Source organism: Rhodococcus sp. 05-2255-3B1 (assembly GCF_002258545.1).
In the GTDB taxonomy this organism is placed as follows: Bacteria; Actinomycetota; Actinomycetes; order Mycobacteriales; family Mycobacteriaceae; genus Rhodococcoides.
In genome coordinates, this window is the sequence record NZ_NOZC01000036.1 from 288,074 (window position 1) to 306,448 (window position 18,375).

Below are 18,375 nucleotides of genomic sequence, written 5' to 3' on the forward strand. Positions count from 1 at the left end.
CATGACCCAGAACAAGAATCTTGCAGAACTCTCCGCCGCCGGAATCTCGGTATGGCTGGACGACCTCTCCCGTGATCGCATCCGCTCGGGCAACCTCCAGGACCTCATCGACACGAAAAGTGTCGTCGGAGTGACCACCAACCCGTCGATCTTCCAGGCGGCCCTGAGCAAGGGCGAGGCGTACGACGAGCAGGTGAACAAGCTCGCCGGTGAAGGTGCCGACGTCGAGACCACCATCCGCACGGTCACCACGGACGACGTTCGCGAGGCCTGCGACATCCTGATGCCTCAATACGAGGCAAGTGCAGGCGTCGACGGCCGCGTGTCCATCGAGGTCGATCCGCGCGTGGCACACGACGCCGACAAGACGTACGAGCAGGCCGTCGAACTGTGGAAGATCGTCGACCGTCCGAATCTGCTGATCAAGATCCCGGCGACCGAGGAGGGGATTCCCGCTATCGCCAAGGTGATCGGCGAGGGCATCAGCGTCAACGTCACGCTCATCTTCTCCGTCGAACGCTACGAGCTGGTGATGAACGCCTACCTCGACGGTCTGGAGAAGGCGCGTGCGGCCGGCCACGACCTCGACAAGATCCACTCGGTCGCGTCGTTCTTCGTCTCCCGCGTCGACAGCGAGATCGATTCCCGTCTCGATGCAATCGGTACCCCTGATGCCGAGGCACTCAAGGGCAAGGCCGCTCTGGCCAACGCTCGTCTGGCGTACGTGGCGTACCAGCAGATCTTCGAGGTGGCCCCTCGGTTCCGCGAGCTCGTCGGCAGTGGCGCACGCCCGCAGCGTCCGTTGTGGGCGTCGACCGGCGTGAAGTCCGACGCCTACCCCGACACCATGTACGTCACCGAGCTCGTCTCACCGAACACGGTGAACACGATGCCGGAGAAGACCATGGACGCGGTTGCCGATCACGGCGAGATCGTCGGCGACACCGTATCGGGCAAGGGACCGGAATCGCAGGAGATCTTCGACCGCATCTCGGCACTCGGGATCGACATCACCGACGTCTTCCTGACGTTGGAGAACGAAGGCGTCCAGAAGTTCGAGGCGGCCTGGAACGAGTTGCTCGAAGCCACCGGCGAGCAGCTTCGCCAAGCAGGTCAGAAGAGCTGACCGACTGTGCCCACCGCAGAAACCGAACCTCTCCACTCCGCGGACTGGGTCAACCCACTCCGCGACGCGCGGGACAAGCGGCTCCCCCGCATAGCGGGCCCGTGCAGCATGGTCATCTTCGGAGTGACCGGCGATCTCGCGCGTAAGAAGCTCATGCCTGCGGTGTACGACCTGGCGAACCGGGGGCTTCTACCCCCCGGTTTCGCCTTGGTCGGCTTCGCCCGTCGGGAATGGCAGAACCAGGACTTCGCGAAGATCGTGCACGATTCCGTGCGCGATCACGCGCGCACCCCGTTCAGCGAGGAGGTCTGGAACACCCTCGCCGAGGGATTCCGGTTCGTCCAGGGCACGTTCGACGACGACGCGGCGTTCGACGAGCTGTCGCGGACACTGACCGAACTCGACGAGACCCGCGGTACCGGCGGCAATCACGCCTTCTACCTGTCCATTCCGCCCAGCGCCTTTCCCGTCGTTCTCGAGCAGCTGTCTCGGTCCGGTCTGGCGCAGGGCGAGGACGGCAACTGGCGACGTGTGGTGATCGAGAAGCCGTTCGGCCACGACCTGCAGAGCGCGAAAGAGCTCAATGCCGTCGTCAACCGAGTGTTCCCCGAGGACACCGTGTTTCGCATCGATCACTACCTGGGCAAGGAGACGGTGCAGAACATCCTCGCACTGCGCTTCGCGAACCAGTTGTTCGATCCGATCTGGAATGCGCACTACGTCGACCACGTTCAGATCACGATGGCCGAGGACATCGGATTGGGTGGTCGCGCAGGGTATTACGACGGAATCGGTGCCGCCCGCGACGTCATCCAGAACCACCTTCTGCAGCTCCTCGCCATCACCGCGATGGAGGAGCCGGTCAGCTTCAACCCCAAGGAGCTGCAGTCGGAGAAGATCAAGGTGCTCTCGGCGACCAAACTCGCCGAGCCACTCGATCGAACATCGGCGCGCGGTCAGTACACCGCGGGGTGGCAGGGCAGCCAGAAAGTGAAGGGGCTCAAGGAGGAAGAAGGGTTCGACTCCGAGTCGAACACCGAAACCTACGCCGCCATCACCCTCGAGGTGGATACGCGGCGATGGGGTGGGGTGCCCTTCTATCTCCGTACCGGCAAGGCACTCGGGCGCCGAGTCACCGAGATCGCGATGGTGTTCAAACGCGCCCCGCACCTGCCGTTCGACGCCACCATGACCGAGGAACTCGGTCAGAATGCGTTGGTGATCCGAGTCCAGCCCGACGAGGGCGTGACGATGCGGTTCGGCTCCAAGGTGCCGGGTTCGAGCATGCAGGTGCGCGACGTCAGCATGGACTTCAGCTACGGCCAGGCGTTCACCGAATCCTCCCCCGAGGCCTACGAACGACTCATCCTCGACGTGCTGCTCGGCGAGCCGTCGTTGTTCCCGGTCAATGCCGAGGTGGAACTGTCGTGGAAGATCCTCGATCCGATCTTGGAGTTCTGGGCCTCCGGCGGCACCGCGGAACCGTACGAAGCCGGTACCTGGGGGCCCTCCTCGGGTGACGAGATGATGCACCGCACCGGACGCGAATGGAGAAGACCGTGATTGTCGACATCCCCGCCACGACGACGGCCGAGGTCGGCAAGAAGTTGGTGGAGGTGCGCGAAGCAGGCGGTGCGGTGACCATCGGCCGAGTGCTGACTCTGATCGTGGCCAGCCGTGATCCGGCCAAGGCCGAACGAGCGATCGACGCGGCGAACGAGGCGAGCCGTGAGCATCCGTGCCGCGTCATCGTGCTCATCCACGGAGATCGGTCGGCCGAGTCGAGCCTCGACGCGCAGATCCGGGTGGGCGGCGACGCCGGTGCATCGGAGGTCGTCGTGTTGCGCCTGAACGGCGAACTCGCCGACCACGAACACAGTGTCGTCATCCCGTTCCTGCTGCCCGATACCCCGATCGTGGCCTGGTGGCCGGACGAGGCACCGACCGTTCCGGCGAAGGATCCGTTGGGGCGCTTGGCGATTCGACGCATCACCGATGCCACGAACTCCCCCGACACCACCGCGACGATCAAGGGACGGCTCAGCAGCTACACCGAGGGCGACACCGATCTCTCCTGGAGTCGCATCACGTACTGGCGTGGCCTGTTGGCCACCGCGCTCGACCAGGCTCCGTACGAGGCTGTCGTCTCGGCCACGGTGTCGGGACTGGCCGAGGAGCCCGCACTCGACATCCTTGCCGGTTGGCTGGCCGCGAAGCTGGACGTGCCGGTCCACCGCCGTGCGGGTGAGCTGAAAGTCGAGCTGATCCGGGAGAACAGCAGCATCTCGCTGACGCGACCGCAGACCGGTAAGACCGCAACCCTGCGGCGTACCGGTCAGCCCGACGCCGAAGTCGCACTGGCGCGGCGCAACACGCGCGAGTGCCTCGCCGAGGAACTGCGCAGACTCGACACGGACGAGATCTACGAACTCGCCTTGAACGGACTGTCGAAAGTGAGCTATGAGTAAGACATCGGTACTCCAGTACCTGGACGCGCAAGCCCTTGTCGACGCAGCGCGATCGCGCTTCGTCGACGTGATCACCGCCGCGCAGGCCGAGCGAGGATCTGCGTCGGTGGTGCTGACCGGCGGTGGCACAGGAATCGCATTGCTGGAGGCGCTGCGCTCGGACTCCGGCTCGATCGACTGGGGCAGAGTGGACGTCTACTTCGGTGACGAACGCTTCCTGCCCTCGGGCGATCCCGAGCGCAACGAAGTTCAGGCCTCGGAGGCGCTGCTCGATCACGTCGATGTCCATCCGGATCGGGTGTTCCGGATGGCCGCATCCGACGGACCACACGGAAGCGACCCCGAAGTTGCCGCGGCAACGTACGCACAGATCCTGCATTCCGGATCCGAAGGCGAGCCGACGCCTCGGTTCGACGTCCATCTGCTCGGCATGGGCGGCGAAGGCCACATCAATTCACTTTTCCCCCACACCGATGCGGTGCGCGAACAGCATCGCTTCGTCGTGGCGGTCGAGGACTCCCCCAAGCCCCCACCGGTGCGCATCACACTGACGCTGCCTGCGGTCCGCCGCGCGCAGCACGTGTGGTTGCTCGTCTCGGGAGCGAACAAGGCCGATGCCGTCGCTGCTGCGGTGGGCGGGGCCGATCCCGACGACGTCCCGTCGGCCGGAGCACTGGGCACCGAATCGACGGTCTGGTTCCTCGATACCGGCGCAGCGTCCAAGCTGGACACGGTGTGAGAGCCCGGAGTTAGTCCGGTTCGACTGCGTCGGGGTCACGTCCCGGCCACGCATCGTCGTAGTCGCCGGCGCACCGAACACGTCCTGATGTCGAGCGATCGATCCGCCTACCGTTCGCACGGTAGGCGGATCCGTCGCGCCAGGCATCGGTGTCGTTGCTGCACTGCCTCATACCTCGTTGGACGCTTCTCACCGCCGACCGGTTCCGCGCCCCTCGTGCGGGTCAGCCGCTGTTGCGCAGTGCCGTCGCGAGACCGTTCATCGTCAGCAGGATTCCTCGCTTGACGCGTTCGTCGTCGTCCCCGTTTCGGTAGCGCCGGAGCATCTCGACCTGCATCTGATTGAGCGGCTCGAGGTACGGGAATCGGTTGTGCACGGAGCGTTCGAGAGACGGATTGTCTTCGAGCAGTCGACTGTGACCGGTGATCTTCAGGTACATCCGCACCGTCGTGGCGTGCTCGGCCTCGATCATGCCGAAGATACGAGCCCGGAGATCGGCGTCGGGAACCAACTCGGCGTAGCGAGCCGCGATGCCCAGATCGGACTTGGCCATGACCTGCGCGAGGTTGGACAGAACCGTCTGGAAGAACGGCCACTTCCGGTAGAGGTCGGTCAGCACCTCGAGCCTGGAATCGTCGTCGCCGACCCACTCCTCGAACGCCGATCCCGTTCCGTACCACCCGGGCAACATCACGCGGCACTGACTCCACGACATCACCCAGGGAATGGCACGCAGGTCGTACACCGAGTTGGTCGGCTTCCGCGATGCCGGACGGGAGCCGATGTTCAGCTCCCCTACCTCGGCAACGGGAGTCGACGTTCGGAAGTACTCGACGAAACCTGGCTCCTCGTGCACCAGACGGCCGTACGCTGCGCGTGCCTTGGCGGCCAGATCGTCCAGAATGTCGTACGCGGCTTCGGCACCGTCACCGAGGCCCTCGACGTCGAGCAGAGTCGATTCGAGAGTTCCGGCAACCAGGGACTCGAGGTTTCGTCGCGCCAAGGACGGCTCCGCGTACTTCGCTGCGATGATCTCGCCCTGCTCGGTCAGACGCAGGGATCCCTGCACCACACCGGGCGGCTGCGCCAGGATCGCGTCGTAGCTCGGACCGCCGCCGCGGCCGACCGTGCCACCGCGACCGTGGAAGAGCCGCAACCGGATCCCCGTCTTGCGCGATGCCTCGAGTAGATCCAACTCGGCGCGATACAGCGCCCAGTTGGCCGCGAGGTATCCACCGTCCTTGTTCGAGTCGGAGTACCCGAGCATGACTTCCTGGTTCATGCCGCGACCGGCGACCAGCGCGCGGTAGATCGGAACGTCGAGCGTGGCCAGCAGAGTCGCCGCGCCCTGCTGGAGGTCCTCGATGGTCTCGAACAGCGGAACGACACCGACGGTCGAGGTCGGTGCCGAACCGTCGGTGCCGGGGTCGAAGATGCCTGCCTCCTTGAGCAGCAACGCCGCTTCGAGCATGTCGCTGACCGACTGGCACATGCTGATGATGTAGTTCTGGATGGTGTCGGGGCCCAAGTGGTCGATGGCCTCCTTGGCCGCCCTGACGATGCCCAGTTCCTTCGTCGCGAGCTCACTGAGCTGCGCGTTGGGGCCGACGAGCGGCCGCCTGGTCGCGAGTTCCCGCGACAGCACCGACACCCGCTCGTCCTCGCCGAGGGACACGTAGTCGGGGTGAACAACGGCCCAGGCCAGCAGCTCGGCGACCACCTCTTCGTGGGTCTCCGAGTTCTGCCGCATGTCCAACGCCTGCAGATGGAATCCGAACGTCTCGACCGACTGTCGAAGCCGGAGCAGTCGATCGTCGGCGATCAACGCGTCACCGTCCGCACGAAGTGCCCGGTCGATGACGTCGAGGTCGTCGAGGATGTCCTGCGGGCCGTCGTACTTCTGCGCTCCGAGGTCGATGCCGGAGACCGGTACGGCGTCGAGCACCGCCTCGGCGGTGGCGGTGAGCCGAGCCCGGATGCCGACCACCGCGACCCGATACGGTTCGTCCGATCGGCGGTCGTCCGGTTCGGCCGATGCGCCGGCCAGAGCCGCGAGCTCCTCGGTGACATCCACCAGGCGCGCGGACATCGACAGTTCCTTCTCCAGCGCGACCAGCTCGTCCAGGTAGTGCTCGAACGCTACGTAACCCGCCTGATGTGTCGCAGTGTGCACCACGTCGGCGGTGACGTTCGGATTGCCGTCGCGGTCGCCGCCGATCCAGGAACCGGGGCGAAGGATGGGGCGCGGCAGAAGATCGTCCTCGGGCCACCGTGCGCGCAGCGCGGCACGCACATCCGCATTGAGGGCAGGCATGACGTCGAACAGAGACGACTCGAAGTAACGGAGGCCGACCTCGATCTCGTCCTGAATTCGCAACCGCGACAACCGAATCAGAGCTGTCTCCCACAGGGTCAGTACCTGCCTGCGGATCTGCACGTCGATGGCGGCCAGTTCCTTGGCCGCGCGGGCGGCCTTGCCCTCGACCGCCGCAACGGCGACATCGCGGCGACGCATCAGCTCGGTGATCTTCGATTGCACGTCGAAGATGGTCCGTCGACGTGTCTCGGTGGGGTGCGCTGTGATCACCGGGGCGACCAACGCATCGGTGAGAGCGGCTGCCACCTGCTCGCGCGACGGTGCCGCGGCATCGATCTTGAGCCAGGTGGCGTCGAGGCTGCTGTCCTGCGGCGGATCCTGGCGGTCGAGGTGAATCGCGCGGCGACGTTCGCGGTGCAGGTCCTCGGCGAGATTGGCCAGCAGCGAGAAGTGACTGAACGCGCGAATCAGTGGAACTGCCTGTGCCACTTCCACATCGGTGTAACGTCCGACCGAATCGTCACGCTCGATCTCGGATCTGCGTACCGCGAAGGATTCGACGCGCGCTGCCTCGATCAGGTCGAAGACGTCCTCGCCCTCGTGCTCGCGAATGATCTCGCCCAAGATACCGCCGAGATAGCGGATGTCCTCACGGAGAGGCTCTGTCAACTCTCGACCCTGAGCTGTCGGTGGGACGAAGGCTGGGGAACCGACTGACTCGTAGGAGGATTCGCTCATCCACCCAGTATCGTCGCTCCGTCACCAACTCGCACTCGGAGCCGAATTCGATCAGGTGTACTTGATCTCCAGACCGATACCGAGGATGGCGATGAGCCAGATGATGCCGGTGAAGACCGTGAGGCGATCGAGATTCTTCTCGACGACGGTCGAACCGGAGAGGCTGGACTGCACTCCGCCACCGAACAGGCTGGACAATCCGCCGCCCTTGCCGCGATGCAGCAGGATCAGCAAGATCAGTGCCAGGCTGGTGATGACCAGCAGAATATCCAGAAACAGATCCATGTCCACCTCAAACTCGATTCGATGCCTTCAGCAGCCTACCTGGCCCCGTGAACGGCTTCGGACACCCCGCCGAAGCGAGGTGCCCGAAAACCGTTCGTCGTAGCGTTGCCGATCAGGGCAGGGGTCCTCCTGCAGCGATGGCCGACAACGTGGCGAACTCGTCGGCCTTGAGCGAAGCGCCACCGACCAGTGCGCCGTCGACATCGGGCTGACCGACGATCTCGCCGACGTTCTTGGCGTTGACCGATCCGCCGTAGAGCACGCGCACACCCGCGGCGACCTCGCCCGAGGAGAGCGACTTCAACTCCTCGCGGATGGCACCGCACACTTCCTGAGCGTCCGACGCGGACGCGACCCGGCCGGTTCCGATCGCCCACACCGGCTCGTAGGCGATGACGACCTTCGAGATGTCCTCGGCCGACAGTCCGTCGAGTGACCCGCGGAGCTGCGCGACGTTGTAGGCCACGTGCTCGCCCGCCTCGCGGATGTTCAGACCCTCGCCGATGCACACGATCGGAGTCAGTCCGTTCTTCAGCGCCGCCTTCGTCTTGGCGAGAACGACGGCGTCGTCCTCGTTGTGCAACGTGCGTCGTTCGGAGTGACCGACGACGACGAAGGTGCACCCCAGCTTGGCCAGCATCGATCCGCTGATCTCGCCGGTGAACGCACCCTTGTCCTCGGACGAGACGTCCTGCGCACCGTAGGTGAGCAGGAGCTTGTCGCCCTCGACCAGAGTCTGGACGCTCCGGATGTCGGTGAACGGCGGGATCACCGTGACGTCGACCTTGTCGAAATACTTCTCGGGCAACGAGAATGCGATCTTCTGCACCAGCGAGATGGCCTCGAGGTGGTTGAGGTTCATCTTCCAGTTGCCCGCGATGAGCGGCTTACGTGCCATGCGTTACGCCTCCAGGACGGATAGGCCGGGGAGCTGCTTGCCTTCGAGGTATTCGAGGGATGCACCGCCGCCGGTGGAGATGTGCGAGAAGCCGTCGTCGGGCAGTCCGAGGGTGCGCACCGCAGCCGCGGAGTCGCCGCCACCGACGACGCTGAACGCGCCCTTCTCGGTGGCTTTGATGATCGCTTCCGCGATGCCCTTGGTGCCGGCCGAGAACTTGTCGAACTCGAACACTCCTGCCGGTCCGTTCCAGAAGACGGTCTTCGCATTCGAGAGCACGACAGCGAAACGACTGACCGAGTCGGGTCCGATGTCCAGGCCCATCCAGCCGTCCGGAATTTCGGACGCCTTGACGGTCTTCGCCTCGGCGTCCGCCGCGAACTTGTCTCCGACGACGATGTCGACGGGCAGGTGGATCACGTCGCCGAAGCGCTCGAGCAGGTCCTTGCAGACCCCGATCTGATCCTCCTGCAGCAACGAGTTGCCGACCGAATATCCCTGTGCGGCAAGGAAGGTGAACGCCATGCCGCCGCCGATCACGAGGGTGTCGACCTTGGGGGCCAACGCCTCGATGACGCCGAGCTTGTCCGAGACCTTGGAGCCGCCGAGCACAACCGCGTACGGACGCGCAGCGTCCTCGGTGAGCTTGGCCAGCACCTCGACCTCGGCAGCGACGAGGGTGCCCGCGTAATGGGGCAGCAGCTGCGCCACGTCGTAGACCGACGCCTGCTTGCGGTGCACGACGCCGAATCCGTCGGAAACGAACGCCGCGTCGTCGCCGGCCAGAGCCACCAGCTCGCGAGCCAGGGCAGCTCGCTCGGACTCGTCCTTGCTGGTCTCGCGCGGATCGAAGCGAATGTTCTCGAGCAGCAGCACGTCGCCGTCCGTCAGACCCTCGGCGCGAGCCTCGGCGTCCTGACCCACGACGTCGCCCGCGAGCTGAACATGGCGTCCGAGCAGCTCGCCGAGTTTCGCGGCGACCGGAGCCAGGCTGTACTTCGCGTCGGGCTTACCGTCGGGACGACCGAGATGCGCGGTGACGATGACCTTGGCACCGGCCTCGACCAGAGCCTCTAGAGTCGGGATCGACGCCTGGATACGGCCGGGATCGGTGATCGTGCCGTCCTCGAGCGGGACATTGAAGTCCGATCGCACGAGGACGCCACGGCCTTCGACACCGGCATCGAGCAGATCCTGCAGTGTCTTGACAGCCATCGGTGTCAGAGGGACTTGCCGACGAGACCGATGAGGTCGGCGAGGCGGTTGGAGTAGCCCCACTCGTTGTCGTACCAGGAGACGATCTTGACCTGGTCGTCGATGACCTTCGTCAGCGGCGCGTCGAAGATCGACGAGTGCGGGTCGGTGACGATGTCCGAGGACACGATGGGATCGGTGTTGTACTTCAGGATGCCCTTCAACGGTCCCTCGGCAGCAGCCTTCATCGCAGCGTTGATGTCGTCGGCGGAGGCCGACTTCTTCAGCAGCGCGGTGAGGTCGGTGACCGAGCCGGTGGGGATCGGAACCCGGAGCGCGTAGCCGTCGAGCTTGCCCAGCAGCTGCGGGAGCACCAGGCCGATGGCCTTGGCTGCGCCGGTGCCGGTCGGCACGACGTTCAGAGCCGCAGCGCGAGCGCGACGCAGATCGCTGTGCGGGCCGTCCTGCAGGTTCTGATCCTGTGTGTACGCGTGGATCGTGGTCATCAATCCCGAGACGATGCCGAACTCGTCGTCGAGAACCTTGGCGATGGGGCCGAGGCAGTTGGTGGTGCACGACGCGTTGGAGATGATGTTCTGGCTGCCGTCGTACTTGTCGTCGTTGACGCCCATCACGATGGTGATGTCCTCGCCCTTGGCGGGCGCGGAGATGATGACCTTCTTCGCACCGGCGTCGATGTGACCCTGGGCCTTCGCAGCGTCGGTGAAGATGCCGGTGGACTCGACGACGACGTCGACACCCAGGTCACCCCACGGAAGTGCGGACGGGCCCTCGCGCAGCGACAGTGCCTTGATCTTCTGGCCACCGACGACGATGGTGTCTTCGCCCTCGAGCGAGACATCGTGCGGCAAACGGCCCAGGATCGAGTCGTACTTGAGCAGGTGTGCGAGCGATGCGTTGTCGGTCAGGTCGTTGACAGCAACGATTTCGATGTCGGTGGTACCGAGCGCCTTCTGCGCGTCGACAGCCCTGAAGAAGTTACGCCCGATGCGGCCGAAGCCGTTGACGCCTACCCGGATCGTCACTGTTCGCTCCTAAAAGTTGTGAAAACAGATGTCTGATTGTGCCTGCGTGCGGGGTGCCACACGCGGTTCCCACCCTAGTGTGCGCGCAGGCAGAGCGCGCGCATCACGTGATCGGGCCGATCACGCCTCGTCGAGCAGCTCGGCGGTGACCGCGGACTCGGTGTCGGGAATTCCGGTTTCCTTGGCCTTGCGATCGGCCATGGACAGCAGGCGTCGAATTCGGCCGGCCACGGCGTCCTTGGTCATCGGAGGGTCGGCCAACTGGCCCAGTTCCTCGAGTGACGCCTGCCGATGCTGGACTCGGAGCGATCCGGCTGCGGCCAGATGGTCCGGCACGTCGTCGCCGAGGATGTGCAGGGCGCGCTCGACTCTCGCTGCGGCGGCGACGGCGGCCCTGGCCGAGCGGCGCAGGTTGGCGTCGTCGAAGTTGGCGAGCCGGTTCGCAGTGGCTCTGACCTCGCGTCGCATGCGTCGTTCTTCCCAGATCAACCGGGTGTCCTGTGCTCCCATGCGGGTGAGCAGGGCTCCGATGGCCTCGCCGTCGCGGACGACCACTCGATCGGTGCCGCGGACCTCACGAGCCTTCGCGGCCACTCCGAGGCGGCGGGCGGCTCCGACGAGCGCGAGCGCCGCCTCCGGTCCGGGGCAGCTGATCTCCAGGGCCGAGGACCTACCCGGTTCGGTGAGGGAGCCGTGCGCCAGGAATGCGCCCCGCCATGCTGCCTCGGAATCCCCCACCGTGCCGCCGACGACCTGTGCGGGGAGGCCGCGAACCGGGCGTCCCCGCAGATCCAGCAGGCCGGTCTGGCGGGCCAGCGCTTCGCCGTCCTTGGCCACTCGGACCACGTACCGCGAGGTCTTGCGTAGCCCGCCTGCGCCGAGCATGTGCACGTCGGAGGAGTAGCCGTACAGCTCGAAGATCTCCCGCCGCAGCCGTCTCGCAATGGACCCGAGGTCCACCTCGGCTTCGACCACCACCCGGCCCGCCACGATGTGCAGTCCACCGGCGAATCGCAGCAGTGCGGACACCTCGGCCTTGCGGCAACTGACCTGGCTGACGGTCAGCCTGCTCAGCTCGTCCTTGACCTCCGCTGTCATGGCCACGAAGTGATCCCCTCTCTGCGTGCGGCAGTCGGTGCGGTGCCGCCGGTGGGCGACACGATGGAGCCGAGAGCCGCGGCAAGCTTGCCGTAATGATGTGCGTGGGTGCCGTTTTCGGCAACGTCGACGTAGACGACCTCGGCACCGAGCCGGGCCGCAGCCCGCGCCACGTGCTCGCGGTTGCTGCCTTCCGGGACCGAGGCGGAATCGACCAACACGTAGTCGATTCCCAAATCCGGTGCGTGTTGGGAGAGTACGTGGACATGGCGCTCGGCGGAGAATCCGGTGGTCTCACCGAGTTCGGGGGCCAGGTTCAGCACCAGTACCTTCGGCGCGCTCGTACGAGCCAGCGCGGTGAGCTGATCCGGCACCAGTACGTGCGGGATCACGCTGGAGAACCACGATCCCGGTCCGAGCACCACGAGGTCAGCCTTCTCGATCGCAGCGAGTGCATCCGCGGACGCCGGCGGTTCGGGTGGAAGCAGCCGAACGCGGCGAACCTTGCCGGGAGTCGTCGCCACCGCCACCTGTCCGCGAATGACGCGGCTCACGCGCGGATCGTCCTCGAGACCGGAGACGTCGGCCTCGATGTCGAGTGCGATCGGCGACATCGGAAGCACTCGTCCGTCGATTCCGAGCATCCGCACCATCTCGTCCAGTGCGGCGATCGGGTCGCCCAGTACCTCGGTGAGGCCGGCGAGGATGAGGTTGCCCACCGAGTGCCCGGCCAGCGCGCCCGTGCCACCGAAGCGGTGCTGGAGGACGTCGGTCCACAGCTGTGTTCGCTCGTCCGAGCGTGCCAGCGCGGCCAGCGCCATGCGCAGATCCCCGGGCGGAATGACGCCGAGCTCGGCCCGCAGACGTCCCGAGGATCCCCCGTCGTCGGCGACCGTGACGATGGCGGTGACGTCGTGACCGAGCAACCGGGCCGCCGACAGCGTTGCGTACAGGCCGTGACCGCCTCCGAGTGCGACGATCCTGGGGCCCGATACCGGTACTTCGGTGTCGACCTCGCTCATTCGCGACCCAGATCCCGATGCAGCACCCGCACCGACACATCACCCTGATCGGCGAGAATCGCGGCCAGTGCCTCGGTCATCGCAACACTTCGATGCTTCCCTCCGGTGCAGCCCACGGCCACCGTCATGTATCTCTTGCCTTCCCGCACGTATCCCTCGATCGTCAGATTCAGCAGATGCGTGTACGTCTGCAGGTAGTCGCGTGCCCCGTCCTGCCCCAGCACGTAATCCCGAACGTCCGCGTCCTGGCCGGTGTGTTCGCGCAGCTCCGGAACCCAATGGGGATTGGGCAGAAAGCGCACGTCGCAGACCAGGTCGGCGTCCATCGGCAGGCCGTACTTGAAGCCGAACGACTGCACGGTGACCCCGACGCCGGTGGTGTCGGACTCGCCGAACACCGTCTCGATCTTGCGCCGCAGTTGATGCACCGACAGGGATGTGGTGTCCACGGTCAGATCCGCGGCCGCCTTGACCTGGGCGAGTCGCAACCGTTCGGCGGTGATGCCCTCGGTCAAGGTTCCGTCCTGACCGTCGTTCTGCAGAGGATGGCTGCGCCGGTTGGACTCGAATCGACGGATCAACACGGCGTCGGACGCGTCGAGGAAGAGCACTCTGTTGCGCACGCCCTTGGAATCGAGTTCTTTGACCACCCAGCCCAGATCGCCGGTGAACAGGCGACTTCGAACGTCCATCACCAGCGCCAGTCGCTCGATTCTGGGCTTGGACTCGCGGCCGAGATCGACCATCTTGGAGATGAGCTCCGGCGGTAGGTTGTCGGCGACGTACCAGCCGAGATCCTCGAGAATCTTGGCCGCCGTGCGCAATCCTGCTCCGGAAACCCCGGTGACCAACGCCACTTCGATCTCGTCGTGCCGCGACTCCCCCGCGGAGGGCTGTTCGAGATGGTCTTCGGACGGTGGGTGTCTCTGTGTCTGGTGTTCGCTCACTACGAAGCCTGTCCCGCCGATTCCACGCGCGGTGCGATCGCATGTTCCGCCGTGTTCTCGCCCGATGTCGTTGCAGTTGCGCTGCCATCATCGCCTACATCGGCGTCGTCCGTGTCGGAACACAGTGCGGCCAGCACCGACTTGGCTGTGGTCTCTCCGATCCCGGGCACCTCGACGATCTCCGCGACCGTCGCGCGTTTGAGGTTGGCGACGGAACCGAAGTGTGCCACCAGCGCCGTTCGACGCGACTCGCCGAGTCCGCGAACCGAATCCAGAGCCGAGGCCGTCATGCGTCGCGATCGCTTGCTGCGATGGAACGTGATCGCGAACCGGTGCGCTTCGTCGCGGACCCGTTGGAGCAGGTAGAGCGACTCGCTCGTACGCGGAAGGATCACCGGATCCTCCTCCCCCGGAACCCATACCTCCTCCAGCCGCTTCGCCAGACCGACCACGGCCACGTCGGTCACGCCGAGCTCGTCCAGCACGGCCGCGGCAGCGGCCACCTGAGGGGCACCGCCGTCGACGACGAACAGATTGGGTGGATACGCGAATTTGCGCGGTCTGCCGGTCTGTGGATCCAACGCCGCTTCGGGGGCGAGATCGCCTCCGGTCCCCTCGGCCGAACCGTCCGCGGAGTGCCGTAGGAACCGGCGACGGGTCACCTCGGCGATGCTCGCCACGTCGTCGGAGTGCCCGTCGCCTGCCGCTTCCTTGATCGCGTAGTGGCGGTAGTCGCTCTTGCGGGGCAATCCGTCCTCGAAGACGACGAGCGAGGCCACCACATCGGTTCCCTGCACGTGGGAGATATCGATGCACTCGATGCGCAGCGGTGCCGAGTCCAGATCGAGTGCCTCCTGAATACCCTGCAGCGCAGCCGATCTCGATGTGAAGTCGCCCGCGCGCTTGAGCTTGTGCTGCTGCAGGGCTTCCTTGGCGTTGCGTTCGACGGTCTCGGCCAACGCCTTCTTGTCGCCGCGCTGGGGAACACGCAGAGTCACGTTCGAGCCCCGAAGTTCACTGAGCCAGGCCTGAACCTCGTCGGCGTTGTCCGGCAGGACCGGAACCAGCACCTCCCTCGGGACGGCGTTGGAACCACCGTCGTCACCGCCCGGTGCCTGTGCGGACAGGGCGGCCTGCTCGCCGTAGAACTGCGTCAGGAACTGCTCGACCAGAGCGGGCAGATCGGCCTCGTCCTGGCGTTCGATCACCTCTCCTGCCTTCTCCACCACCCAGCCGCGCTGCCCGCGCACGCGGCCGCCTCGGACGTGGAAGACCTGAACGGCAGCTTCGAGGGCGTCGGTGGCGAAGGCGACGAGATCGGCGTCGGTGCCGTCGCCGAGCACCACCGCCTGCTTCTCCAATGCCCGACGCAGCGCACCGACGTCGTCTCTCAGACGTGCGGCGGTCTCGAAATCCAGGTCCTCGGATGCAGCCTGCATCTTCTTCTCGAGCTGACGAACGAGCTTGTCCGTCTTTCCGGCCAAGAAGTCACAGAAATCCTCGACGGTCGCCCGATGCTCCTCGGCGCTGACCCGTCCGACGCACGGTGCCGAGCACTTGTCGATGTAGCCCAGCAGGCAGGGCCGGCCGATCTGATTGTGGCGCTTGAACACTCCGGTCGAGCACGTGCGCGCGGGAAATACTCGCAGCAACAGATCCAGCGTCTCGCGAATGGCCCACGCGTGCGCGTAGGGGCCGAAATAGCGGACACCCTTGCGCCGGGGTCCGCGGTAGACGAACAACCGAGGAAACTCCTCGTTCATCGTCACCGCGAGCATCGGATAGCTCTTGTCGTCGCGGTAGCGGACGTTGAACCGTGGATCGAATTCCTTGATCCAGTTGTACTCGAGCTGGAGGGCCTCGACTTCGGTGGTCACCACGGTCCACTCCACCGATGCCGCGGTGGTGACCATCTGGCGAGTACGCGGATGCAGCGAGGCTATGTCTGCGAAGTAGGAATTGAGTCGACTGCGGAGGCTCTTGGCCTTTCCCACGTAGACGACGCGGCCGTGCGGATCGCGAAATTTGTACACCCCCGGCTCCACCGGGATGGTTCCGGTGGCCGGGCGGTAGGTAGCGGGGTCGGACACGGCATCCACGTTAGCCGTCGGGTCCGACGTTCTCCGCATCCGCAGCTCAGCCGCGGTGCGGAGGTAGGACGTCAGTCCCGATCGACCGGGATGTCCGGAACGGAGGCGGCGGGCGCGTACGTGCGTTCGAGAGTGCGGAACTTTCGTACGGCCGCGACCGCATGGTCACGATCGTTGGACTGGATGGCCATCACGTTGATGAACTCGTCGTCGGGAATGTCGATCCTGGCCCACATCGCTCCTTCGGGGAAGGACAGACCACGCACCAGATCCCATTCGATCAGACGCTCCGACAACAGGTTCCGCACCGCGACACCTGCAGGCCCGACGCGAATGCGCGGGCGCGTCAGCACGAGCGCCAGGCCTCCCAGAAGAAGTCCGATACCTGCCATCGCCAGTTGGTCCGCGGTTCTGAAGTACACCCCGGTCGGCGAGACCCTCAGCAGGATGGCGACGGTCGAATGCGCCACCACGAGCAACACCGCCGTCGCGATGGCGTAACGAGCCGACTTGCGCGACTTCACCACCATGTCCCACTCGGTGGACGGTGCGCTGCCGGTCACGTGAACTCCTGATTCGTCCAGGGTTGGCGTAGGTGTTTGAGAGTAAGCGCTGTGTCGATCGCGGCTGCCGTGGCCTGCGCGCCCTTGTCCTCGAACGAACCGGGCAACCCTGCGCGATCGAGCGCCTGCTGCTCGTCGTTGGTGGTGAGCACACCGTTGGTGACCGGAGTGCCCTCGTCGAGCGAGACGCGCGTCAGACCGGCCGTGACGGCGTCGCACACGTACTCGAAATGCGGTGTGCCACCGCGGATGACGACGCCGAGTGCGACGACGGCGTCGTGGTTGCGGGCCAACGCCTGCGCGACGACGGGCAGTTCGATGGCTCCGGCCACACGGATGACCGTGACGTCCTCGATCCCGGCCGACTCGGCTTTGCGAAGTGCACCGTCGAGCAAAGCCTGAGAGATCTTCTGGTGCCACTGACCGGCGACGATCGCCAGTTTGAGATCAGTGGCGCCTGCGAGCTGCAGGGTGGGTTCGCCTTCGCCGCTCATGAGGTGGCCCCGTTCTCGGATGCGGGAGTGGAGCCTGCGGAACGACCGTTCTCGTACTCGTCCAACCCGGTGAGGTCGTGGCCCATCCGGTCGCGTTTGGTGCGCAGGTAGGTGAGGTTCTCGGCGTTGGCGCGCAACGGCATCGGCACTCGTTCGGTGACGTGCAGACCGTAACCATCGAGTCCCACTCGCTTGGCGGGGTTGTTGGTCAGCAGCCGCATCGACGAGACACCGAGGTCGACGAGGATCTGAGCACCGATTCCGTAGTCGCGGGAGTCGGCCGGGAGGCCCAGTTGCAGGTTGGCGTCGACGGTGTCGGAGCCTGCGTCCTGGAGCTGGTAGGCCTGGAGCTTGTGCAGTAGACCGATTCCGCGACCTTCGTGTCCGCGCATGTACAACACGATGCCGCGTTCCTCGGCGGCGACCATTTCCAGGGCCGCGTCCAACTGTGGTCCGCAGTCGCAGCGCAGTGATCCGAACACGTCGCCGGTGAGGCATTCGGAGTGCACTCGGACGAGCACGTCGTTGCCGTCTCCGTCGGGGCCCGCGATGTCGCCGCGGACGAGCGCGACGTGCTCGACCTCGTCGTAGATGCTCTGATAGCCGACGGCGCGGAAGGTGCCGTGACCGGTGGGGATCCGGGCGTCGGCGACGCGGACGACGTGCTTCTCGTGCTTGCGACGCCAGGCGATGAGGTCGGCGATGGAGATGAGGGCGAGGTCGTGCTCGTCGGCGAAGACGCGCAGTTCGTCGGTCTGGGCCATCGCGCCCTCGTCCTTCTGACTGACGATTTCGCAGATGACGCCTGCAGGCCGCAGGTCTGCCATGCGGGCGAGGTCGACGGCAGCTTCGGTGTGGCCGGGGCGACGCAGCACTCCGCCGTCCTTGGCGCGCAGCGGTACGACGTGGCCCGGACGGGTGAAGTCGTTGGCCCCGGTGTCGGGGTCGGCGAGCAGTCGCATCGTGGCCGCCCGGTCGGACGCCGAGATTCCGGTGCCGATGCCCTCGCGGGCGTCGACGGTGACGGTGTACGCGGTTCCGTGCTTGTCCTGATTGGTGGCGAACATCGGCGGCAGGCCGAGTCGGTCGCAGTCCTCACCGGAGAGTGGAACGCAGAGATAACCGGAGGTGTAGCGGACCATGAAGGCGACCAGTTCCGGGGTGGCCTTCTCGGCGGCGAAGATGAGGTCGCCTTCGTTCTCGCGGTCCTCGTCGTCGACGACCACCACTGCTTTGCCCGCAGCGATGTCCGCAACTGCGCGCTCGATACTGTCGAACCTGGTCACCACGGTGTGCTCCATACGTCTCGGGCCTGGCTCAGCGCCCTGGAAATTCTCCGATGCACCATCG

At 65.6% G+C, this 18,375-nt stretch carries 16 protein-coding genes; 4 read left to right on the forward strand and 12 right to left on the reverse strand.

Annotated features, from left to right (window positions below):
• The first annotated feature begins 1 nt into the window (after window position 1).
• The 4 genes from tal to pgl are packed head-to-tail and all read left to right on the forward strand — an operon-like array spanning window position 2 to window position 4,333.
• Complete coding sequence (tal, locus tag CH249_RS22130) at window positions 2–1,126, forward strand: transaldolase (RefSeq protein ID WP_094630016.1); 1,125 nt, start codon at window positions 2–4, stop codon at window positions 1,124–1,126.
• Window positions 1,127–1,132: 6 nt separating this feature from the next.
• The gene (gene zwf / locus CH249_RS22135) at window positions 1,133–2,689 is read left to right on the forward strand and encodes a glucose-6-phosphate dehydrogenase (protein WP_032398013.1); all 1,557 of its coding nucleotides are present in this window, start codon (window positions 1,133–1,135) and stop codon (window positions 2,687–2,689) included.
• Window positions 2,686–3,594, forward strand: coding sequence for a glucose-6-phosphate dehydrogenase assembly protein OpcA (opcA, locus tag CH249_RS22140; protein WP_176459282.1), 909 nt, complete (start codon window positions 2,686–2,688; stop codon window positions 3,592–3,594). The genes zwf and opcA overlap by 4 nt, the downstream gene beginning before the upstream one ends.
• Window positions 3,587–4,333 carry a 6-phosphogluconolactonase gene (gene pgl / locus CH249_RS22145; RefSeq protein WP_032398011.1) on the forward strand — a complete coding sequence of 249 codons (747 nt, stop codon included), beginning with the start codon at window positions 3,587–3,589 and terminating at the stop codon, window positions 4,331–4,333. Before opcA ends, pgl begins: the two co-directional genes overlap by 8 nt.
• 223 nt (window positions 4,334–4,556) lie before the next feature.
• Here the strand turns inward: pgl and ppc are convergent, their stop codons facing one another.
• The 12 genes from ppc to CH249_RS22205 form a co-directional block, all read right to left on the reverse strand.
• Window positions 4,557–7,388, reverse strand: a complete 2,832-nt coding sequence (gene ppc / locus CH249_RS22150; RefSeq protein WP_094682796.1) for a phosphoenolpyruvate carboxylase — start codon at window positions 7,386–7,388, stop codon at window positions 4,557–4,559.
• Between the two features lie 51 nt (window positions 7,389–7,439).
• Window positions 7,440–7,673, reverse strand: a complete 234-nt coding sequence (secG, locus tag CH249_RS22155; RefSeq protein WP_032398009.1) for a preprotein translocase subunit SecG — start codon at window positions 7,671–7,673, stop codon at window positions 7,440–7,442.
• A 112-nt stretch (window positions 7,674–7,785) separates the two neighbouring features.
• Window positions 7,786–8,571: a triose-phosphate isomerase gene (gene tpiA / locus CH249_RS22160; RefSeq protein ID WP_032398008.1), complete on the reverse strand. Its 786-nt coding sequence runs from the start codon at window positions 8,569–8,571 to the stop codon at window positions 7,786–7,788.
• Window positions 8,572–8,574: 3 nt separating this feature from the next.
• Window positions 8,575–9,786 carry a phosphoglycerate kinase gene (gene pgk / locus CH249_RS22165; RefSeq protein WP_094630019.1) on the reverse strand — a complete coding sequence of 404 codons (1,212 nt, stop codon included), beginning with the start codon at window positions 9,784–9,786 and terminating at the stop codon, window positions 8,575–8,577.
• A 5-nt stretch (window positions 9,787–9,791) separates the two neighbouring features.
• Window positions 9,792–10,811, reverse strand: coding sequence for a type I glyceraldehyde-3-phosphate dehydrogenase (gene gap / locus CH249_RS22170; protein WP_032398006.1), 1,020 nt, complete (start codon window positions 10,809–10,811; stop codon window positions 9,792–9,794).
• A gap of 120 nt (window positions 10,812–10,931) precedes the next feature.
• Window positions 10,932–11,915, reverse strand: a complete 984-nt coding sequence (gene whiA / locus CH249_RS22175) for a DNA-binding protein WhiA (protein ID WP_032398005.1) — start codon at window positions 11,913–11,915, stop codon at window positions 10,932–10,934.
• Window positions 11,906–12,931 carry a uridine diphosphate-N-acetylglucosamine-binding protein YvcK gene (yvcK, locus tag CH249_RS22180; protein WP_032398004.1) on the reverse strand — a complete coding sequence of 342 codons (1,026 nt, stop codon included), beginning with the start codon at window positions 12,929–12,931 and terminating at the stop codon, window positions 11,906–11,908. Before yvcK ends, whiA begins: the two co-directional genes overlap by 10 nt.
• Window positions 12,928–13,878 carry an RNase adapter RapZ gene (gene rapZ / locus CH249_RS22185; protein ID WP_371828397.1) on the reverse strand — a complete coding sequence of 317 codons (951 nt, stop codon included), beginning with the start codon at window positions 13,876–13,878 and terminating at the stop codon, window positions 12,928–12,930. The genes yvcK and rapZ overlap by 4 nt, the downstream gene beginning before the upstream one ends.
• Complete coding sequence (uvrC, locus tag CH249_RS22190; protein ID WP_094648017.1) at window positions 13,878–15,968, reverse strand: excinuclease ABC subunit UvrC; 2,091 nt, start codon at window positions 15,966–15,968, stop codon at window positions 13,878–13,880. Before uvrC ends, rapZ begins: the two co-directional genes overlap by 1 nt.
• A 71-nt stretch (window positions 15,969–16,039) precedes the next feature.
• Entirely contained in the window at window positions 16,040–16,498 is a 459-nt protein-coding gene (locus CH249_RS22195) for a PH domain-containing protein (protein ID WP_094648018.1), read from the reverse strand.
• A 29-nt stretch (window positions 16,499–16,527) separates the two neighbouring features.
• Window positions 16,528–17,025, reverse strand: coding sequence for a 6,7-dimethyl-8-ribityllumazine synthase (ribH, locus tag CH249_RS22200; RefSeq protein WP_094647943.1), 498 nt, complete (start codon window positions 17,023–17,025; stop codon window positions 16,528–16,530).
• Window positions 17,022–18,311 (reverse strand): bifunctional 3,4-dihydroxy-2-butanone-4-phosphate synthase/GTP cyclohydrolase II, encoded by a 1,290-nt coding sequence (locus CH249_RS22205; protein ID WP_052050500.1) that lies wholly within the window; start codon window positions 18,309–18,311, stop codon window positions 17,022–17,024. The genes ribH and CH249_RS22205 overlap by 4 nt, the downstream gene beginning before the upstream one ends.
• Window positions 18,312–18,375: the final 64 nt, after the last annotated feature.